Origin of the sequence: Streptomyces sp. CB02980 (assembly GCF_014451325.2) — a bacterium.
In the GTDB taxonomy this organism is placed as follows: domain Bacteria; phylum Actinomycetota; class Actinomycetes; order Streptomycetales; family Streptomycetaceae; genus Streptomyces.
On record NZ_JACSCH020000008.1, the window covers coordinates 243,992 to 261,171 of the forward strand.

The 17,180-nt window shown below is 73.2% G+C and carries 15 protein-coding genes and 2 pseudogenes; 6 read left to right on the forward strand and 11 right to left on the reverse strand.

All coding sequences use genetic code 11. The features are described from left to right. The first annotated feature begins 78 nt into the window (after positions 1–78). Positions 79–462, forward strand: coding sequence for a histidine phosphatase family protein (locus tag E0F75_RS19190; RefSeq protein WP_187623856.1), 384 nt, complete (start codon positions 79–81; stop codon positions 460–462). Here E0F75_RS19190 and E0F75_RS19195 read toward each other — a convergent pair. Further along, on the reverse strand, positions 437–1,174 hold the full coding sequence (locus tag E0F75_RS19195; protein ID WP_187623739.1) for a VanZ family protein: 738 nt from the start codon (positions 1,172–1,174) through the stop codon (positions 437–439). The two genes, E0F75_RS19190 and E0F75_RS19195, sit on opposite strands and share 26 nt — an antisense overlap. A gap of 188 nt (positions 1,175–1,362) precedes the next feature. On the opposite strand from E0F75_RS19195, the gene E0F75_RS19200 reads away from it, so the two are divergent. Beyond that, complete coding sequence (locus E0F75_RS19200; protein WP_187623740.1) at positions 1,363–1,977, forward strand: isochorismatase family protein; 615 nt, start codon at positions 1,363–1,365, stop codon at positions 1,975–1,977. 17 nt (positions 1,978–1,994) lie between these two features. Here the strand turns inward: E0F75_RS19200 and E0F75_RS19205 are convergent, their stop codons facing one another. Together E0F75_RS19205 and E0F75_RS19210 are read right to left on the reverse strand one after the other, a co-directional pair. Then, a complete protein-coding gene (locus E0F75_RS19205; protein ID WP_187623741.1) occupies positions 1,995–2,591 on the reverse strand; it encodes a TetR/AcrR family transcriptional regulator in 597 nt (198 codons plus the stop codon). Positions 2,592–2,776: 185 nt separating this feature from the next. Continuing rightward, positions 2,777–3,463, reverse strand: a pseudogene (locus tag E0F75_RS19210) (NADPH-dependent F420 reductase); the annotation flags it as partial. A 226-nt stretch (positions 3,464–3,689) separates the two neighbouring features. Between E0F75_RS19210 and E0F75_RS19215 the strand changes: the two are divergent. The 3 genes from E0F75_RS19215 to E0F75_RS19225 all read left to right on the forward strand — a co-directional run bounded on the left by E0F75_RS19215 (position 3,690) and on the right by E0F75_RS19225 (position 4,988). Next, positions 3,690–4,031, forward strand: coding sequence for a helix-turn-helix transcriptional regulator (locus tag E0F75_RS19215; RefSeq protein WP_187623743.1), 342 nt, complete (start codon positions 3,690–3,692; stop codon positions 4,029–4,031). Positions 4,032–4,059: 28 nt separating this feature from the next. Continuing rightward, positions 4,060–4,446, forward strand: a complete 387-nt coding sequence (locus E0F75_RS19220) for an anti-sigma factor antagonist (protein ID WP_187623744.1) — start codon at positions 4,060–4,062, stop codon at positions 4,444–4,446. Between the two features lie 194 nt (positions 4,447–4,640). Beyond that, the gene (locus tag E0F75_RS19225; protein WP_187623745.1) at positions 4,641–4,988 is read left to right on the forward strand and encodes a metalloregulator ArsR/SmtB family transcription factor; all 348 of its coding nucleotides are present in this window, start codon (positions 4,641–4,643) and stop codon (positions 4,986–4,988) included. 168 nt (positions 4,989–5,156) lie between these two features. Here E0F75_RS19225 and E0F75_RS40735 read toward each other — a convergent pair. Then, positions 5,157–5,201 (reverse strand): annotated as a pseudogene (locus tag E0F75_RS40735) (hypothetical protein); the annotation flags it as partial. 152 nt (positions 5,202–5,353) lie between these two features. Between E0F75_RS40735 and E0F75_RS19235 the strand changes: the two are divergent. Then, the gene (locus tag E0F75_RS19235) at positions 5,354–5,737 is read left to right on the forward strand and encodes a VOC family protein (RefSeq protein ID WP_187623746.1); all 384 of its coding nucleotides are present in this window, start codon (positions 5,354–5,356) and stop codon (positions 5,735–5,737) included. A 130-nt stretch (positions 5,738–5,867) separates the two neighbouring features. Here the strand turns inward: E0F75_RS19235 and E0F75_RS19240 are convergent, their stop codons facing one another. The 7 genes from E0F75_RS19240 to E0F75_RS19270 all read right to left on the reverse strand — a co-directional run bounded on the left by E0F75_RS19240 (position 5,868) and on the right by E0F75_RS19270 (position 17,148). Next, complete coding sequence (locus tag E0F75_RS19240; RefSeq protein WP_187623747.1) at positions 5,868–6,398, reverse strand: carboxymuconolactone decarboxylase family protein; 531 nt, start codon at positions 6,396–6,398, stop codon at positions 5,868–5,870. 99 nt (positions 6,399–6,497) lie between these two features. Beyond that, on the reverse strand, positions 6,498–7,757 hold the full coding sequence (locus tag E0F75_RS19245) for a cytochrome P450 (protein ID WP_187623748.1): 1,260 nt from the start codon (positions 7,755–7,757) through the stop codon (positions 6,498–6,500). Then, the gene (locus E0F75_RS19250; RefSeq protein ID WP_187623749.1) at positions 7,754–9,451 is read right to left on the reverse strand and encodes an FAD-dependent monooxygenase; all 1,698 of its coding nucleotides are present in this window, start codon (positions 9,449–9,451) and stop codon (positions 7,754–7,756) included. Before E0F75_RS19250 ends, E0F75_RS19245 begins: the two co-directional genes overlap by 4 nt. Before the next feature lie 3 nt (positions 9,452–9,454). Beyond that, a complete protein-coding gene (locus tag E0F75_RS19255) occupies positions 9,455–12,760 on the reverse strand; it encodes a ferritin-like domain-containing protein (RefSeq protein WP_187623750.1) in 3,306 nt (1,101 codons plus the stop codon). Beyond that, positions 12,757–14,277 carry an NAD(P)/FAD-dependent oxidoreductase gene (locus tag E0F75_RS19260; RefSeq protein WP_187623751.1) on the reverse strand — a complete coding sequence of 507 codons (1,521 nt, stop codon included), beginning with the start codon at positions 14,275–14,277 and terminating at the stop codon, positions 12,757–12,759. The genes E0F75_RS19255 and E0F75_RS19260 overlap by 4 nt, the downstream gene beginning before the upstream one ends. A 22-nt stretch (positions 14,278–14,299) precedes the next feature. Continuing rightward, complete coding sequence (locus tag E0F75_RS19265) at positions 14,300–16,027, reverse strand: FAD-dependent monooxygenase (RefSeq protein WP_187623752.1); 1,728 nt, start codon at positions 16,025–16,027, stop codon at positions 14,300–14,302. A 305-nt stretch (positions 16,028–16,332) separates the two neighbouring features. Continuing rightward, a complete protein-coding gene (locus tag E0F75_RS19270; protein ID WP_187623753.1) occupies positions 16,333–17,148 on the reverse strand; it encodes an AraC family transcriptional regulator in 816 nt (271 codons plus the stop codon). Positions 17,149–17,180 lie beyond the last annotated feature (32 nt).

Genomic DNA, 17,180 nt, shown 5'->3' on the forward strand with positions numbered 1-17,180 from the left:
ATGGTGGGGGGCAGGTGACGGTGGAGAAGGCGAGGAGACCGTCTCGGCATGCCACAAGATCAGATGGCGTGCGCGGCCATGGGTGAGCTGATAGTGATCCGGCACGGTCAGACCGAGTGGAGCCTGTCGGGACAGCACGCGGGCCGGACCGACCGCGAGTCAAGGCCGGATGGGGACCTGTGGCGCGACGGTGTCGTTCCCGGCGACGCCGACCACCCGGGTGAGCACCTCGCGCAGGTGGCCGCGCGCACGGACGCGGTGTTGGACCGCATCCGTCCGCTGCTGAACGACGGCGACGTCGCCGTCGTCGCGCACGGCCACCTGGCCCGCGTGCTCACCGCGCGGTGGCTCGGCCTGGACGCGTCCGCGAGCCGACTGCTCGGCCGCCCGCATCCAGGCACTCTCAGCTTCCTGGCCGCTGAGGACGGGCAGCCCTTCATCTCCGCCTGGAACGTCCCGTAGCCGGAACCCGCAGAGTCACATCCGACACGAGGCGGGGCGGGTCCGACGGCGCGCCGGCCGTGGTGCGCCACCAGCGCCGCGAGGCCAGTGCGGCCAGTGCGGCGCCGGTGGCGTTGACCAGGACGTCGTCCACGGAGGACACCCGGTCGAGCCGGAAGACGTATTGGGCGCTCTCGACCAGGATCGAACAGCCCGCGCCGAGCGCCAGGATCCGGGGCACGGACGCCAGCGCCGCGAACCGCATCGGGGCGAAGAATCCCAGCGAGGCGAAGACCAGGAGATTGCCGACGATCCCGAGCGTCCCCATCGTGGCCAGGTCCCTCAGCGGTACCAGGCTGACCCGGGCGGGAGCGATGCCCGGCGCGGCGCCCGGCATCAAGGTCAGCCACAGGAACGGCACCGTCCCGTGGACCGTGCCCACCTCGGCCAGCGACATCCGCCACGCCGACGTGACACCGGCGGCGCGCCGCCGGAGCGCCAGCGCCCCCACCACGAGCAGGGACAACGGCACCGCGACCAGCGTCATGAGCACCACACCGTTGAACGTGTCGAAGCAGCCGTGCCAGCGCCCGGCCATGCACCGCGGAGCGGACATCATGAGCGGCCCCCGCACGACGTACAGCGCGCCCGCCAGACCGAGGACCGCCAGGCCGATGAACACGGTCCTTCGGGTGCGGCGGGGCGGGGTGGGCAGGGGTGCGCTGTGTGTCATGCCCCCATTGAAGAGGGAGGGCGGTTGCGGGGGCGTATGCGCTTTTCGATACACCCGCGATACAAGGACTCACGCCGGCACGAAGGGGAGTGCGTGAAGGGGAGTGCGTGAACCAGAGGGCGTGAACCGGCGGCGAGACGGTCCGAAATCCCCTGGCAGCGGGGTCGCGTGGGCGGGATCATGGTCGGATGAGCCAGCACGCCGAGACCGCCCCGCCCGCCGCGAACACCCCGAACCTCCCGCCCGTGGACGCGCTGATCGTCGTGGACGTGCAGTCGGCCTTCGTCACCGGTGACGGCGCCGTGCCCGCGGCCGTGCGGCTCGTCGACCGTACGACGGATCTCCTCGCGCGGGCCCGGCGGGACGGTGCGCTCGTCGTGCACCTCCAGAACGACGGACCGCCCGGGGCGGAGGACGAACCCCACACGCCGGGCTGGGAGCTCCACCACCCCGTCGAGCACGGGCCGCGGGAGCTCGTCATCCGCAAGCCGCACGACGACGGTTTCGAGGAGACCCGGCTCGGCGGCGTGCTCACCGACGCGGGTGTGCAGGCGGTCGCCGTCTGCGGCGTGATGTCCGAGATGTGCGTGCAGGCGACGGCTCGTACGGCCCTGGCGCGCGGCTATCGCGTCGTCGTACCGCACGACGCCCACGCCACCCAGGACGTTCCGGCGGCGCCCGGAATCAGCGAGGCCGTTCCGGCCGCGACGGTCTCCCGGGTCGCGGCGTACGCCCTGGGGAGCGACGCGGAGGTCACCGTACGAGCCTCCGAGGTCACGTTCACGGGCCCGGCCGCCGGCTGAGGCCCCGGGTCGCGCCGTCACTCCGGCCGGAGGGAACGCCAGATGCGGTCCGGCAGGATCCGGGCCGCCTGCCCGAGGTCCACGTCGTACGCGCCGGAGAGCCAGCGGCGCGCGGTCTCGGCGGTCGGTCCGATGACCAGCGCCTCGATCAGCGGCTCGGGAGTCGGCGCGATCTCGCCCGCCTCGACGAACGGCCGCAGCCACGCACCGATCGCGGAGAGCAGCGGCTCCTCGGCCGCCCGGATCCGCTCGGCGTGGGCGACGAGACGGCCCGAGTACGCCGAGGCGTGGATGAACAGCGCGGCGTCCGGGTGCTCCTCGGTGAACCGGAGGTACGCGGTCACCGCCGCCCGCACCCCCGTCCGGGCGGTCCTGGCACGGCCCAGGGCGGCGACGACCTCGCCGCACAACCGCTCCGTGCACCGGATGTACAGAGCGGCGGCGAGGCCGTCGAAACTGCCGAAGTGGTGGTACAGGCTGCCGAGGCTGACACCGCCGGCCGCCGTCACCGCGTTCACGGTGAACCCCTCCTGGCCGGAGTCCACGTACACCTTCAGTGCCGTGGTCAGCAGGCGCTCGACGGTGGCCTCGCCACGCTGCTGCTTAGGAGACATGGCGCACACCCTAGGGGGTATCTTGCCGATCAGGCCGGGCTCGCGACGGCCTGATCGACAAGACACCCCCTAGGGCAGCCGCAACGAGAACTTTGTTCTAGTGGCGCGGCTGCGGAGCGCCCGGGTCCGGCAGGGTCCGAAGCGGGTCGGGGGAGGGTGCGACCGGGTGCCGGAAGGGTGCGCGGTCAGCCCCGGAAGCCCTCGGGACGCTCGGGGGAGGCCGCGCCCAGCGCGTTGGTCACGGCCTCCACGCCCTCCCGGAGGCCGTAGACCGGGGTGTCCGGCTGCTGGCGCCAGGACTCGTCGATCCCGCCCGCGTCCACGGAGTCGAAGCCCAGCTCGTCGATGAGGAGCCGCACCTTCTTCTTCGCCACCGTGTCGTCGCCCGCCACGGGCAGGGCGAGCCGCTCCGGGTCGCCCGCCGGGAGCGGCCGATCCAGGATGTCCTGTGCGTAGGTGCCGTTGAAGGCCTTGATCACCGGGTGGCCGATCCGGAGCTCGGTCCAGCGGCTCTCCGTCAGGCCCTCGTCCTCGATGGCGGCGATCCGGCCGTCGCGCTCGCGGGGGTAGTAGTTGCCGGTGTCGATGACGGCGAAACCGTCCGCCGCGCCGTCGAGGAACCCGGCCGGAAGGTCGGGGACGTTCTTCAGTGGAACCGTCACGACGACGATCTCCGCGCCCCGCGCGGCCTCCGAGGCGGTGACGGCGGTGGCGCCGGTCTCCTCCACGAGCGCGGTGAGGGTCTCCGGGCCGCGGGAGTTGGCCACGGACACGTCGTGACCGAGGGCGGTGAGGCGGCGGGTCAGATTGCCGCCGATGTTGCCGGCGCCGATGATGCCGATCTTCATGGTGCTTCCTTCTGTCCGTTCCGGCTGTCTCTTCGAGCTGTCTGTTCCAGCCGCCGGAACCCGGAGTCTGTTCCCGCCGTCCGGAACCGGTCTCGAAACCCACCCCCGTGTCGCGCGCGAGCCGTCTCAGAACGTGAAAGGCAAATTGCAAATTTCTGCAATTCGATACATCCTGGTCGGGCCGTGCCCGTGGGTATCCGCCGGGCTGCGGCGACCCGCCCCGCGCACCCGCGCCCCCGGAGGACAGACCGTGCCGGTCCCGCTGTACCAGGCCAAGGCCGAGTTCTTCCGCATGCTGGGCCATCCCGTACGCGTCCGGGTCCTGGAGCTCCTCCAGGACGGGCCGATGCCGGTACGGGAACTGCTCGCGCGGATCGAGATCGAGCCGGCGGCGCTCTCGCAGCAGCTCGCCGTGCTCCGCCGCTCCGGGATCGTGACCGCGGCCCGCGAGGGATCCACCGTCGTGTACACGCTCGCCGGCGGAGACGTGACCCAGCTGATGCAGTCCGCCCGGCGGATCCTCACCGAGATCGCCCCCGGCCCGCAGACCTGCCTCCCACCCGCGCTTCCGCAGCCCGCGCTTCCGCAGTGATCGCCGTACGAGAAGGATGACGACGCACATGACGATCGAATGGCGTTACACCGTCCAGCAGGACCTGGGCGTACTGTCCCTGGCCGGGTTCCTCGGAGCCGACGCCGTGGGGCGGTTCACCGGGGCCGTGGGGTGGGCGGTGGCGCGGGGCACGGGGCCGGTCGTCCTGGACCTGACCCGGCTGCGGGGCTGGTCGGTCGGCGGGCAGCTCGCCGTCGCGGAGGCGGCGCTCCGGCTGCGGGCGGCGGGCCGCGCCCTCGAACTGGCCGCGATCCCCGCCGACGGCTCCCTCGTCCCGGCGGGCGAGGGCCCTCCGGTCCCGGTCCACCGCGACCTGGCCGCGGCGCTCGCCGCACACTGCGACGCGGGCGCGGAACAGCGGGCCTGGCGCAGCGACGCCTGGCCGACCACCTGATCGCCCGCCGGCGCCAGTACCGCTCACATACCGCCCACGTACGGTCCGTGCACCGCCCAAGTGCCGGATCGTCCTGGCAGGTTCCGGCCATGATCGGCCGCTGACCCGTCCCCGGTGCGATTCCGTCCCGGCAGGCGCGAGGATGGGGGCATGCTGCAGAGTGCCGGGTCGATGCGACGCGCGGGGTGGGTGCGATGAGTACGCCGCTCTACCAATTGAAGGCCGAGTTCTTCAAGACACTGGGACACCCCGTCCGCATCCGCGTCCTGGAGCTGCTGAGCGAGCGCGAGCACGGGGTCGCCGAGATGCTCCGCGACACCGGAGTCGAACCGGCGTACCTCTCCCAGCAGTTGGCGGTCCTGCGCCGGGCGAACATGGTCGTCGCCCGGCGCGAAGGCACGGCCGTGTACTACGCGCTGACGAGTCCTCAGGTGGCTGACCTGCTGATGACCGCCCGCACGATCCTCTCCGGCGTCCTCGCGGGCCAGGCGGAACTGCTGGCCGACCTCCGGGCGCCGGTACCCCGGGAGAAGACCCCCTGAGGTGTGCCCCCTTGTGCCGCGGCCTCCCATTACTGGTGCGAGGGGTGGACGCGCTGAGCACGGTGAGCGCGAGATGGTCGCCGCCCGGGCCGTCGGGATCCTCGGCCTCCCCCTGTACGCCGGCCTGGTGGAGGTGACGTCGTAGCCGAGGGCTGTCAGGAGCGCGGCGAAGGCGCCGTTGAGGTGGAAGCAGTAGCCGCCGCGCCCACGCATGATCCGGGCCACGGATTCCTCGGCGCCGATGCCCGTCGACGTCGATCATGTTCCCCTCGCTGCCCGGGCGAACGGTCAGCACGGGTCGGGCCCCGCCTCGTCGCCGCGATTCTTGGTGGCGGGCCGCCCGCATCTCAGGCAGGCTGAGCAGCATGTATTCGGTGGTGCAGAACGTGGCGATCGACTGTGCGGATGCCTATGGGATGGCGCGGTTCTGGAGCGGGGTGACCGGTTGCCCGGTGGACCCGGAGAGCGGACCGGGCGACCCGGAGACCCAGGTGATGCTCAAGGACGGCCCGGTGCTGTACTTCAACCAGGTACCGGAACCGAAGACCCTCAAGAACCGCCTCCACCTGTGCCTGCGTCCGACGACCTCGCGCGAGGAGGAGGTCGAGCGCCTCCTGGCCCTCGGAGCCGCCCTGGCCGGCGACCACCGAAACCCCGACGGCTCGGGCTGGGCGGTCCTCACCGACCCCGAGGGCAACGAATTCTGCGTCCTGCGAAGCGACTCCGACCGCGCGAAGACGCCCTGCTGAAACGGGGACGCGTTCCTGAAACGGGGACGCCTTCCAGGAACGGGGACGCGTTCCTGAAACGGGGATGCCTTCCAGGAACGGAGACACCCGGACGCCCGGTGCGGCGATGTCGCTCCGTCTGGGCGCCCCCTCAAGCCTTGCGGTCCGGCTGGATGCCCGCCAGGAGGTTGAACGCGCCCGTCAGCAGGTTGAGGGTGACCACGCCGACCACCTCCGCGATCACCCGGTCGCTCCAGCCGTGTGCCCGTACCTCGGCGACGTCCCCGTCCGACAGGGACCCCGGTTCGGCCAGGACCCGTAGCGCCAGGCCGATCAGGGCGGCCTCGCGCGGGTCGGTGGACGTGCCCTGGCGGGCCAGTTCGATGTCCGTCTCGCTCAGGCCCGCCGCGCGACCGGCCGCGCGGTGCGCCTCGGCGCAGGTGCCGCAGCCGATCCACTCCTGGACGGCGAGGGACAGCTTCTCGCTCAGGGCGCGGGGGATCTTCACCCGCTTCATCGCCCGGGAGAGGTTCAGATAGCCGTCGAGCAGGGCCGGTGAGTGCGCCATCGTCGACACCATCTCACCGACGGACCCATGTCGTTGCGCGATGTCGGCCAGCAGCTCGCCCGCCCGGCCCGGTGCCTGCTCGGGGGTGAGCGCGGTCAGTCTTCTCGTGGTCATCAAGCCTCCTCGTTATACCCGTGGGGGGTATAACGAGGAGTGGAGTCGAGACGTTCCCGTCAGCCCGTCAGCCCGTCAGCCCGTCAGCCCGTCAGCCCGTCAGCCCGTCAGCGCCAGGCGCGACGGGCCGTGGAACACCCAGTCCGGCGCGTACTCCACCTCCACCCGCGGACGCGCGCCGGGACGCAGGGCGGGCAGCCGGTCGAGCAGCATCCCGAGTCCGATCTCCGCCTCCGCGCGCGCGAGCGCCGCGCCCACGCAGTAGTGGATGCCCAGGCCGAACGCGACGTGCCGGCCGCTGTCCCGGTGGATGTCCAGCCTCTCGGGGTCGGGGAAACGCGCCGGATCCCGAAGGGCCGAGCCGAGGACCAGCTGGACGCGGTCGCCCCGCCGGACCGACCGTCCGGCAAGCGCGGCGTCCCGGTGCGCCCATCGCGTGATCATCTGGACGGGTGGGTCGTGGCGCAGGAACTCGTCCACCGCCTTCGGCAACAGGCCCGGGTCCGCGCGCAGTTCCTCCGCGACCTCCGGACGCGCGAGCAGCGCGAGCACCGCCTTTCCTATCAGCCCGGTCGTCGTCTCGTGCCCGGCCGTCAGCAGATGTACGCAGGTCGACGTCAGCGCCGTCGTCTCCAGGGGCGGATCCTCGACCGCGGCCGCCGCGAGCGCGGACAGCAGGTCGCCCCGGTCCTCCGTGCACCGCGCCGCCAGCTCCTCGCGGAAGTACGCGTCCAGCTCCGCCGCCGCACGGTCGGCCCGTGCGAGCGCGGCCGGTGAACGGTCACCCCTGGTCCCGCCCGCCTGCTGGAGCGCGAGCGCCTCCGCCCGGAACCACGGCCACCGCCCCGCCTCCACCCCGAGCAGTCCCGCCACGACGAGCAGCGGGAACGGCGCCGCGAAGCCCTCGACCAGCTCCACCTCGGTCCGCCGCGCCAGGGGCCGTACGAGCTCCTCCGCTATGTCCCGTACGCGCGGCCGCAGAGCCCGTACGGCGGGGGCGGCGAGCGGCGGGGCCACGTGGGCGCGGAGCCGTGTGTGCCGTGGCGGGTCCAGGAAGACCAGCCAGTTCTCCACGATCCGGCGGAGCGTCACGTACCCCTCGGGGATCGGTACCGCACCACCCGTCGACGGGGACGCCCGCCCGAAACCCCGGTCGGTGAGGACCCGCGCCACCTCTGCGTGGCCGAACAGGTACCAGGTCGTCGGCCCCGTCCGGCCCTCGGCGCGTGACGGGCGTACGGCGTGCACCGGGTCCGTCTCGCGGTAGTGGCGGTAGACGGGGTAGGGGTCGGCCAGATCGAGCCGCGCCGGGTCGAACGGCTCCGCGCGGCCGCCCCTCGACGCCCGGGGCGCGTTCATCCGCCCGCCCCGCCGACTCCGCCTGCCCCGCCGACTCCGCCCGCTCCGTCCGCCCCGAGGCCGGAGCCGGCGCGGGCCGTCCCCGCTCCTCGTACCAGATCCGCCAGCCGCCCCGGGTCCGCCGGTGGGGCGGTCCCTCGCCAGGCCACATGACCGTCCGGCCGTACGAGCACGAGCGGCCGCCCGTACCGCCTCGCCACCTCCTCGTCCTCGCGGCGCACCACCCGCAGCGGGACCCGGCGGTCGGCGAAGGCGCGGACCAGGCCCTCCGGGTCGCCCGGGCCGAGCGAGAGGAGGACGAACCCCGGGCCGAAGAGGTCGAGCGTCGACCGGCCGGGCCCCAGCCACACGTGCGGAGCCCGGGCCCCGGGCACGGCCGTCCGGTTCCACCAGGGATCGATGCCCGATGCGGAGGTGCCCATCGCCTCCGCCTCCGCCTCCGACTTCTCGTCCGGCACCAGCTTCTCCTCCGCGACCACCGGCGACGCGTAGCGGTGCGCGAAGTGGGCGTCGGGTGCGTCGAATTCACGTATCGGATCGGACGCCGCGATCTCCCGGCCGAGCGCGGCCCGTGCCCGCTCCCCGTCGGCCGTCGCGTCGCACAGCGCGGCGGAGAGACGCCGGTCGAGGGTCCGCCGCAGGTTGCGGTGGCTCTCCTCCAGGCTGCGCAGTGCCACCGGCCGCCGCTCGCTCTCGTACGAGTCGAGCAGACCGGGCCCGGCCCAACCCGCGAGCTCCGCCGTCAGCTTCCAGCCCAGGTCCGCCGCGTCACCCACGCCCGTGGCGAGCCCGAACCCGCCCGAGGGCGACAGCGTGTGCGCCGCGTCCCCCGCGAGCAGGACCCGCCCGGCGCGGTACCGCGACGCCACCCGGTGGGTCAGGTGCCAGGTGCAGTCCGACACCACCTCGACCGGCACGTCCGGGGCGACGGCCCGCCGGACGGCCTTCACCGCGTCGGCGGGACCGGCCGGACAGGTCAGCCGGTACAGGTCCCGCCCGTCGACCGCCCTCAACGGGTAGCGCATACCGCCCGGTTCGGTCACGAAGTAGACCAGGGCCGTGCGCCTGCCGAGGAGGGCGCCGAGCCCGGGGGCCCGGAAGAGGATGTTGCGCAGGACGCGGGTCCGGTGCCGCTCGGGCGCGTCGATCCCGCACGCCTTCCGCACCAGGGACGAGGCCCCGTCGCAGCCCACCAGGAACCGGGCGTGCACCGTCGTCCGTACCCCCGCCCCGTCCACGAGCCCGGCGCTCACCCGGTCCGGGAGCCGGGTGAACCCAAGGAGTCGGGTACCGAGCCGCACCGGCCCCGCCGGGTGGACGCCGAGCCGGGCGGTGAGCAGCGGCGCGAGCCAGTGCTGCGGGCAGATCGCCTCGGGTTCCGGGGTGTACGGGGGCGGCGGCCGCTCCCCGGCCGTGCCGAGGCTCAGCCGGTGCAGCTCATGGCCTCCGACGGCGGTCACCCAGGCGATGTCCAGGGTGTGGTCGGCCGGCCAGCCCGCACCCCGGATCGCGTCGGCGACGCCCCAGCGGCGGAACGCCTCCATCGCCCGGGGCCCGACGGTCGAGACCTTGGGGTGGGTGACCTGCCCGTTCCCCGCCTCCGCGAGCACGAAGTCCACGCCCCGGCGGGTCAGATCGAGTGCGAGCGCGAGCCCGACGGGCCCGCCGCCCACGATCAACACATCTGTCTCCACGACTCAGTTGCTCCCCTCGCCCCGAAATCCCTCGCCCCGAAAACCCTCGCCCCGAAAACCCTCGCCCCGAAATCCCTCGCCCCGAAATCCCTCGTGCTGGTGCCCCTCGTGCGCGAAGCGCTCCGCATACCAGGCCATCAGCTCCGGCACCCGGTCCGGCACGCCCTCGCACTCCCGGGCCATCGCCGCGAGGTGCCGGAACCGCATCGCGAACCCGCGCCGCGCCACATCGGGGCGCGCGATGTACGCCGGCGGCTCCTCCAGTTCGAACGAGGGGCCGGCCGTCCGCCCACGCCACCCCGACTCCAGTGGCATCAGCTGCTCGGCGAGCGGGCGCATCATCCCCGTCATCACGTCGATGGCGGCGTTCATCAGCTTCGAGCGGCGCAGACTCGCGTCCGGGCTCTCCCCGAAGTGCTGGACGATCAGCTGGAGCATCATGAAGTAACAGCGGTTGAACAGACGCATCACCTGCCGCGCGTGCGGATCGCTCACCGCCGCCCGTCCGGGGTGCCCGGGATCGAGCGTCGGATTGCGCAGCGAGGGGTACGCGGGGTGCCACGGCGTCCCCTCCCCGTGCGGGCCGTCGGCGCGCTCCGTCATCAGCAGCTCCGCGAGCCGCACGAAGGTGTCGTGATGGGACTCCGAGCCCTCCTTCTCGGTGTCCAGGACGCCGCCCTCGCCCTGCTCGGTGACGAAGTCCACGGCGAACAGCGCGCTCGACAGGTCGTCCACCTCCAACTGGTAGTCGGGGTGGACGGCGTTGACCGTCTCGCCGATGAAGAGGTGGTGCTCGCCCCCGCCCCGCCCCCGGTCGACCATGAAGAGGTCCGGGACGCGCGTCAGGCCCTCACGGATGCCCGCGTACAACTCGCTCGGCGAACCGAACGGGTTGGGCCCGTCCATCGCCCCCGTGCCGCCCGCGAGCCGCTCGGGCCGCTCGATGGCGATGAACCGCTGGAGACTTCCCAGGTGCAGCGGCTCCAGGGCGAAGTCGAGCGGCAGCGGCAGCCGGCCCGGCGTACCGAAGTCGATCTCCGGGACGTGGAAGGGCTCGCCCATCGCCATCAGGATGTTGTTGACGACCAGGAAGTGCATCATCTCCTCGCGGGCCACGTCGAAGAGACTGTCCCGCACTCCCTTGGCCAGGGTCTCCCCGCCGTCGCCGCAGGCCAGCCGGAGCTGACGCGGTGTCCACACCCCACTGCGCACGTACTCGAACCCGGTGCCGTGGGTGGGGACCGAGTAGCCCGCGTACAGGTACTGCAGGGAACTGGCGAGCTCCACCGCCACCGCCTGCCACAGTGCCGACCGCAGTTGCGCCCGTGTGGTGATCTGCGGATACGCGCGGACCGGCGAGGGCACGGTTGCCGGTGGGACCGCCGCCGCCGTGCTCTGCGCCCTCAGGTACTTGAGCAGCAGCCGCGCCTTCGGCAGGGACAGATCGCGGGTCGGCGGCATGTAGTACGTCCTGTCCTTGTTCGCCGGATCGCACATCTGCCAGATGAGCTTCGCGTAGGTCTCGACCTTGCAGCGCTCCGCGAGGCTGAACACCTCGTCGCGCATGAACGGGAACAGCTGCTCGTAGTACGCGAACACCTCGCGGTGCAGCAGCTCGAAGGTCACGTCCTGCTGGAGCACGGCGTCCAGCGGCCAGTCGTCCGGCAGCACCCGCACCGCGGCAGAGCCGGCCCACGGCCAGAAGTCCAGGGCGTCGTCGTGGTCGTAGCAGGCTTCGGCCGAGCCGGGCGCCGCCGGGTCGGTGGGCGGTTGTTCCGCGGGCTCCGCGGCGAGGAGCAGCCGCGCCGTACCGGCCCGCGCGCCGGAGACCGTGAACCAGCCGCGTCCGCACGCGTCCGTGGCGAGGCGGCAGCTCGCACCCTCCGCCGTTTCCGGAGGGTCCGTCGTGGGCTTCTCGCCGGCGGTACGGCCGGACCGGATCCGTACGATCTCCACGTCCCCGCACCGGGCGTACGGCCCCGAGGCCGCCGGGTCGAGCGGCAGGGCCCGCGGGTTGGGGTACTGGCGGACCACGACCGTGTCGAGGGGCGCCGGGCGGCCCCGCAGAAACGTCCGCACCGGCACCTCGACGGCGTGCTCTTCGCCCCGCTCGGGGTCCGGGTGCTCCAGGATCAGACATGCCTCGTCGGTCAGGACCACCTCCTCGCGCTCCCGCAGCAACACCGCGCGCGGGGTCCCGCCGCCGTCAGCCCGCACCAGGACGAGCCCCTCCGCCTCCGCGTGCTCGACGGCCTCCGGTGAGGCCGCCGGAACGGTCACCACGGAACCGCCCTCGGGCGCGCCCCCGGGCAGGAGGGCGACCAGCCGGTCGGAGTGCGCCGTCCTCAGCTCGACGGCGCCCCCGTGTCGCACGGCAGCACGGCCGGCGGAGTCGTGAGTCCGCTTCTCGAAAGGCCGGTTGAAGGAGACTCCCGCCGGGGAGATCCGTACGGTGCACGGCGCCGGTACGCCGTCCTCGTGGCTCCTGTGCGGGACGAGCAGCCGGCCCGCCGGGTACGTGCGCGGCTCGTCCGGATGCCAGGGCGCGACCGTGCCCCGCAGCCGCCACCGCCCCGGAGCGCCCCCGGTCTCCAAGTCTCGTTCCGAGGCGCCCTGTTCGAGGGTGAACTGGACGAGGATTCCGCCGCCGTCCCGTGCCTCGGCGGCGGCCTTGAGGGCCCGTACGGCGGGGGAGTCCGCCGACCCGTTCGGCCAGTCGAGTCCCTCCCCCGCCGCGATCGCGAACTGGTGGAGGGTGCGGCGCACCGGCGCGAAGCCGTGCCACCGGGGCGGCATGAAACCGGTCACCTCGCCGACGCACAGATAGCCCGCGTCGTGCGACCGTCCGTCACGCCCGAAGGCGAACTGGCCGCCCATCAGCGTCGTCGTCCACGCGGACGCGGGGTCGACGTCGAAGACCCTGGCCCGGTTCACCGTGGTGCCCAGGTACGGGTTGTAGTGCCCCCACAGGTCGACGGCGCGTCCGACCACCGGGTCCGCCGTGTCCACGGCGCCGCCGTCCTGCCGCTGCACCCCGGTCACGCGGGCGTCCATGAGGAAGTGGCCGTTCCCGGAGAAGTCGCTCCCGCGCGCCCCGCGTCCGGCCAGGTGCTCGTGGTAGGCCTCGGCGGGCTGGTCGACGTCGAACGGGCCGACGGCGGGCGGCTGTCCGGGACTCGCGTCCCCGGTGCCCGCACCCCGCAGGGCGGTATTGCGTGCCAGGTCCACCAGGCCGCAGCGGGGACCCGTCGGCAGCCGGGTCAGCGCCGTCCCGCCGAAGTACAGCCGGGGCAGGTCGAACACGCTCATGCCGCCTCCAGTCCGGCCGGCTCCACGACACCCCTGCCCGGCGCGTGCCGGGCGATCAGCGTCACGGCTTCGAGGGCCGACTCCACCGCACCCTCGATCCACGCCGGCTCGCTCGCGCAGTGCTCCCCGGCGAAGAACATCCGGTGCTGCGGCCGCACCGCCCGCCGCCGCTGCTCCTCGCACGCGGCCGCGTCCTGCCCCCAGCGGATCGTGCACCCGCCGGCCGTCCACGGATGCCTGCCCCAGGCGAGACTCGCGACTCCCCGCACCATGCCGCGGCGCAGCAACTGCGGGTGCATCCGCCCCAGTTCCTCCACCACCGTCCGGTGCCGCTGAGCGGGCGGCATCGCGCCGAGATGATCGGCGTCCTCCCCGATCGTGTAGCTGGCGAGCAGCGCCGCGCCCTGAGCGGGGTCCGTGCCTCCGTCGGTCTCGGACGGCGGGTAGTACGTCTGCCGGATGCGGCCCCCGCTGAACGAGGCACCGCCCCGGATGCCCTCCCGCTCCCAGAACGGCTCGCGGCAGTGGACGGCGACCTTCGTCGCCGGGCAGTAGTCGACCTCGCGCACGACCGCGAGCTTGTCCTCGTCGAACCCGGTGAGCGTCAGAGTCCGCAGCACGGAGAACGGCACCGTGCACAGCACGTAGTCGCAGCGCCGGACCGCCGCCGACGGCCCGCCCCCGAGGCGTACGAAGACATGGTCGGCGGCCACTTCGAAGCCGGACACGGGCTGGCCGAGCCAGATGGGCCCCCGGATCCGGGCGGCGAGCCGCTGTGCGAGCTGGTCCATCCCGCAGGCGAGCCGCACCAGTTCGGGACTGGTCTCGGTGAGGATGTCGTCGAGGAAGCTGTTCAGCCGGTCGCCGCAGCCCGCCCGGATCCCGGGGTGGGCCGCGAACAGACCGTGCACGTCTATCCGGTCCTTGGCATGGCCGAGGAGATGCGGCGACAGGTCGACGTCCTCCACCAGATCGAGGAGGTTGCGCGCCAGGTCGGCGCGGAGCCCGGCGCGCAGCCCGGGGGGTGCGACGGCGTCGACGACCGCCGCCAGCCAGGCCCCGAACACGACGGTCTCCTCGCGGTACGGGGCACCCGGCAGCGAGGCGCGGACATCGGCGATCAGGGTCCGGGGCGCGTCCCGGAGCCGTACGTGACCGGTGCTGGTCGCAAGGAAGGCGTTCTCGTCGGACAGCAGGGTGGTGAACGGCCGGACCTGGTCGGCGAGGCCCAGACGCTCCACGTAGTGCATGGTGCGGTGGTGCGCGGTGGGGATGCGCATGGCACCGAGCTCCACGAAGGGGGCGCCCTCGGACGCGCCGAAGCGGTGCGTGTGGACGCGGCCGCCGAGCCGGTGGCTGCCCTCGATGATCTCGACCCGGAACCCGAGCCGCTCCAGCTCGTAGGCGGCGACCAGGCCGGCCATCCCGGCTCCCACGACACTGACCGTGCTGTTGGCGCGGGTCCGCCGCCGGGCGCGCGGCACGTGGCGGGACTGCATGACGGTGGTGGTGTGCATGACGGTCCGACTCCCGATCGATTCAGTGCGCGGGGTGTGGGCGGGTCGGCCGGGACTCCCGTACGGCCCCGGGGTCGTCGGCGGCGATTGCAGCCAGGTAGTCGCGGAGCAGGGCGGTGCGGGCGAGCGGGGCGACCAGGCCCACGTATCCGTCGGGCCGCACCAGACGCAGGTCGTCGGGGTGCCCGAGACGGCCTGCCCCGGCGCCGTCCCACGGAGTCACGGGCAGGATCCGGACCGGGGCGGGGAACCACGCGCACGTGTCCCGGAGTTCGTCGAGGACGCCCGGGTGGGCGCGGGCGGCGTGCAGGACCAGGGTCCATCGCTCGTACCCGAGCAGCGTGTGCAGCCGGGTCGCGGCAGGACGGGTGGGGTCCGTCGGGCAGGTGGTGACCGTGACGTCCGGCATCCGCTCGCCCGCGCGCGGGCCCGAACGGCGGTGCCGGCCGGGGCGGTGCCAAGACAGGGCGCTGTCCGTGTGGTTCCGGCCCAGGTCGCTCAGCCGCAGGTCGAGCCGCCGCTGGAAGCCGCGCCGGGCCAGGGCGGCCGGCACCGTGGCCGTGAACGCCCGGAAGCCCAGCGGTGGCAGCGGCAGCTCCATGAAGTTGAACCGCATCTCGCGGATGTACCGCACGGCCAGCTGCCGTTGCTCGTCGCTGTACGTGTCGAGGAGTTCCTCGCCCGCCTGCCCGTGGTGCACGGCGGCGAGCTTCCAGGCGAGGTTGTGGGCGCCGAGGATGCCGACGTTCATGCCGTGCCCGCCGACCGGCGCCCAGGCGTGCGCCGCGTCCCCGGCGAGCAGCCCGCGCCCGCAGCGGAGCGTGGCGGCGACCCGGTCGCTGAAGCGGGCCCGGTTCAGCCAGGGGATCTCCGTGGGCCCGAGGCGCAGGTCCGGCATCCCGGCGGTCTCCGCGACCAGGTCCCGCAGTTCGCCGAGGGTGGGGGCGGCGGACAGCGAGGGATCGGGGTCGTCCCGGAAACAGAAGAAGCGGTAGCCCCCGCCGGGCAGCGGGAACACGAGCAGGGAACGGTGCGGGGCAAGGAAGATGTGGCCCCTGCCGGGCTCCTCGCCGAGCCTCCAGGTGGGGTGGGCGTTGCCCTGGACGACCTGGAGCCCGGTGCGGCGCCGGCCCTCGAACGGGATGCCGAGGCGGTCCCTGACCACGCTGGCGGTGCCCTCGCAGCCGACGATCCAGGGGGCGGCGGCCGACTCGACGGTGCCGTCCTCGTGCCGCAGGGTGAACTCCGCCCGGTCGTCGTGGACCTTGACGTCCGTCGCCTCGGTGTTCCACTCGACGCGGGTGCCGAGCCGGGCCAGTTCCTCGCAGAGGAGCCGCTCGATGTCGTGCTGCTCGATGTTGAGCGGGCGGGCGTGGGCCGACCGCGCCCAGCCGGTGGTGAGTTCTCCGAGCTGTCGGCCGCGGGCGTGGATCGTCACCACGCCCAGCTCGACGCCGTGCCGCGCGAGCGTCTCACCGACGCCCAGGGCGTCCAGCGCCTCCCGGGCCCGTGCCCAGAGCACCAGGGCTCGGGCCTCGTGCTTGGTCGCGGGTGCCTTGTCGACGATCCGGACCCGCAGCGCGAGTCGGCGCAGACCGATCGCGAGCGTGAGTCCGACCGGTCCCGCCCCCACCACGCACACGTCCACGTCTCCGGCTCCGACGCCGTGGTCCGGACCGGCCGCGTTCGACGCGTCGTCGTCGGCCCGCTCCCCGTCCCGGGCCCCGTCCGTGCCCCTGCCTGTCTCCACCCGTGTCACCCGCTCTCCGCTCGATCTCCCTGTCTTCAGCGTGCGGGCCGAAGATCACCTTCAACAGGGCGTGCGGCGGGGCGCGGGGATCATGGCGACCAGGGAGGATGACTACCTGTGCGTCATCTGGTCCGTTTGCGTGAGGTCGGCGGAATTCGGCCGTCTGTTGTACGGAGAGTCATCACCTCTGGCCGGATCATTACGCTCGGGAGTCGAGTTGTCCCCAGGTGGCGCCTATTCCGCTCCGGACCGTTCCCTCCGGGAGCACCTCTCGCGGCTCGCTCACGCCACGGAGCGTGGCCAGTTCACGACAGGGGAGGCGCTTCCTCGCGCCTCCGGGCGAAGCGCCCCGGCGTCGTGCCGACGAGCCGCTTGAACGAGCGGTTCAGATGCGACTGGTCGTAGAAGCCGGTCGCCGTCGCCACCTCCCCGGGCGGCTGCCCGTCCAGGAGCAGCCGACGGGCCCGGTCGAGCCGGCGGGCGGTCAGGTACTGGTGCGGGGCGATACCGAAAGCACCGCTGAACGCCCGTACCAGATGGGTGGGATGGGCGTGCAGGAGCAGCGCGGCCTCGTCCAGGGTCACCCCTTCGAGCAGCCGGGCGTCGAGGAGCTCGCGGAGCCGGTGGGCCACCCCGGGGTCGGCGGGCCGCGCGCGGGCGGCCGTCTGGGGCCGCAGACGGGTGCGGAGCCGCTCGCGGATGAGGGCGAGCCGGCTCTGCGCCTCCAGCTCGCCGCCCCGGCCCGCGAGGGCCGCATGCAGCTGACCGACGCGGTGGCGCAGCAGCGGATCGACGAGATCGGGCCCGTCCACCGCCGCGCCGATGAAGCTCTCGTCCAGCTGGGTCAGATCCAGATAGAGCACCCGCTTGCGGAAGCCGTGCGGGGTCGCCGGCGAGCCGTTGTGCGGCACCTGCGGCGGGAGCAGCGACACCGTGTCGCCCGGGGTGCCGTGCTCACGCCGGTCGAGGTCGTAGCGGACGGCCCCGTCGTCGACGATGAGCAGGGTCCACACGTCGTGGACGTGCATCGGGTACGCGTGCGCGGTGAAGTGGGCGTGGAAGACCTCCACGACTCCCGGCACGTGCGGGCGCCATGCCGAAACCTGCTGACCGGCCACCATGCAAGGAATGTACAAGACGGCACGCCGGGCCG

Coding starts and splice junctions, on each gene's coding strand:
- E0F75_RS19190 (WP_187623856.1), top strand. CDS start 79: ATGGGTGAGCTGATAGTGATCCGGCACGGTCAGACCGAGTGGAGCCTG.
- E0F75_RS19195 (WP_187623739.1), bottom strand. CDS start 1,174: ATGACACACAGCGCACCCCTGCCCACCCCGCCCCGCCGCACCCGAAGG.
- E0F75_RS19200 (WP_187623740.1), top strand. CDS start 1,363: ATGAGCCAGCACGCCGAGACCGCCCCGCCCGCCGCGAACACCCCGAAC.
- E0F75_RS19205 (WP_187623741.1), bottom strand. CDS start 2,591: ATGTCTCCTAAGCAGCAGCGTGGCGAGGCCACCGTCGAGCGCCTGCTG.
- E0F75_RS19220 (WP_187623744.1), top strand. CDS start 4,060: ATGACGATCGAATGGCGTTACACCGTCCAGCAGGACCTGGGCGTACTG.
- E0F75_RS19225 (WP_187623745.1), top strand. CDS start 4,641: ATGAGTACGCCGCTCTACCAATTGAAGGCCGAGTTCTTCAAGACACTG.
- E0F75_RS19235 (WP_187623746.1), top strand. CDS start 5,354: ATGTATTCGGTGGTGCAGAACGTGGCGATCGACTGTGCGGATGCCTAT.
- E0F75_RS19240 (WP_187623747.1), bottom strand. CDS start 6,398: ATGACCACGAGAAGACTGACCGCGCTCACCCCCGAGCAGGCACCGGGC.
- E0F75_RS19245 (WP_187623748.1), bottom strand. CDS start 7,757: ATGAACGCGCCCCGGGCGTCGAGGGGCGGCCGCGCGGAGCCGTTCGAC.
- E0F75_RS19255 (WP_187623750.1), bottom strand. CDS start 12,760: ATGAGCGTGTTCGACCTGCCCCGGCTGTACTTCGGCGGGACGGCGCTG.
- E0F75_RS19260 (WP_187623751.1), bottom strand. CDS start 14,277: ATGCACACCACCACCGTCATGCAGTCCCGCCACGTGCCGCGCGCCCGG.
- E0F75_RS19270 (WP_187623753.1), bottom strand. CDS start 17,148: ATGGTGGCCGGTCAGCAGGTTTCGGCATGGCGCCCGCACGTGCCGGGA.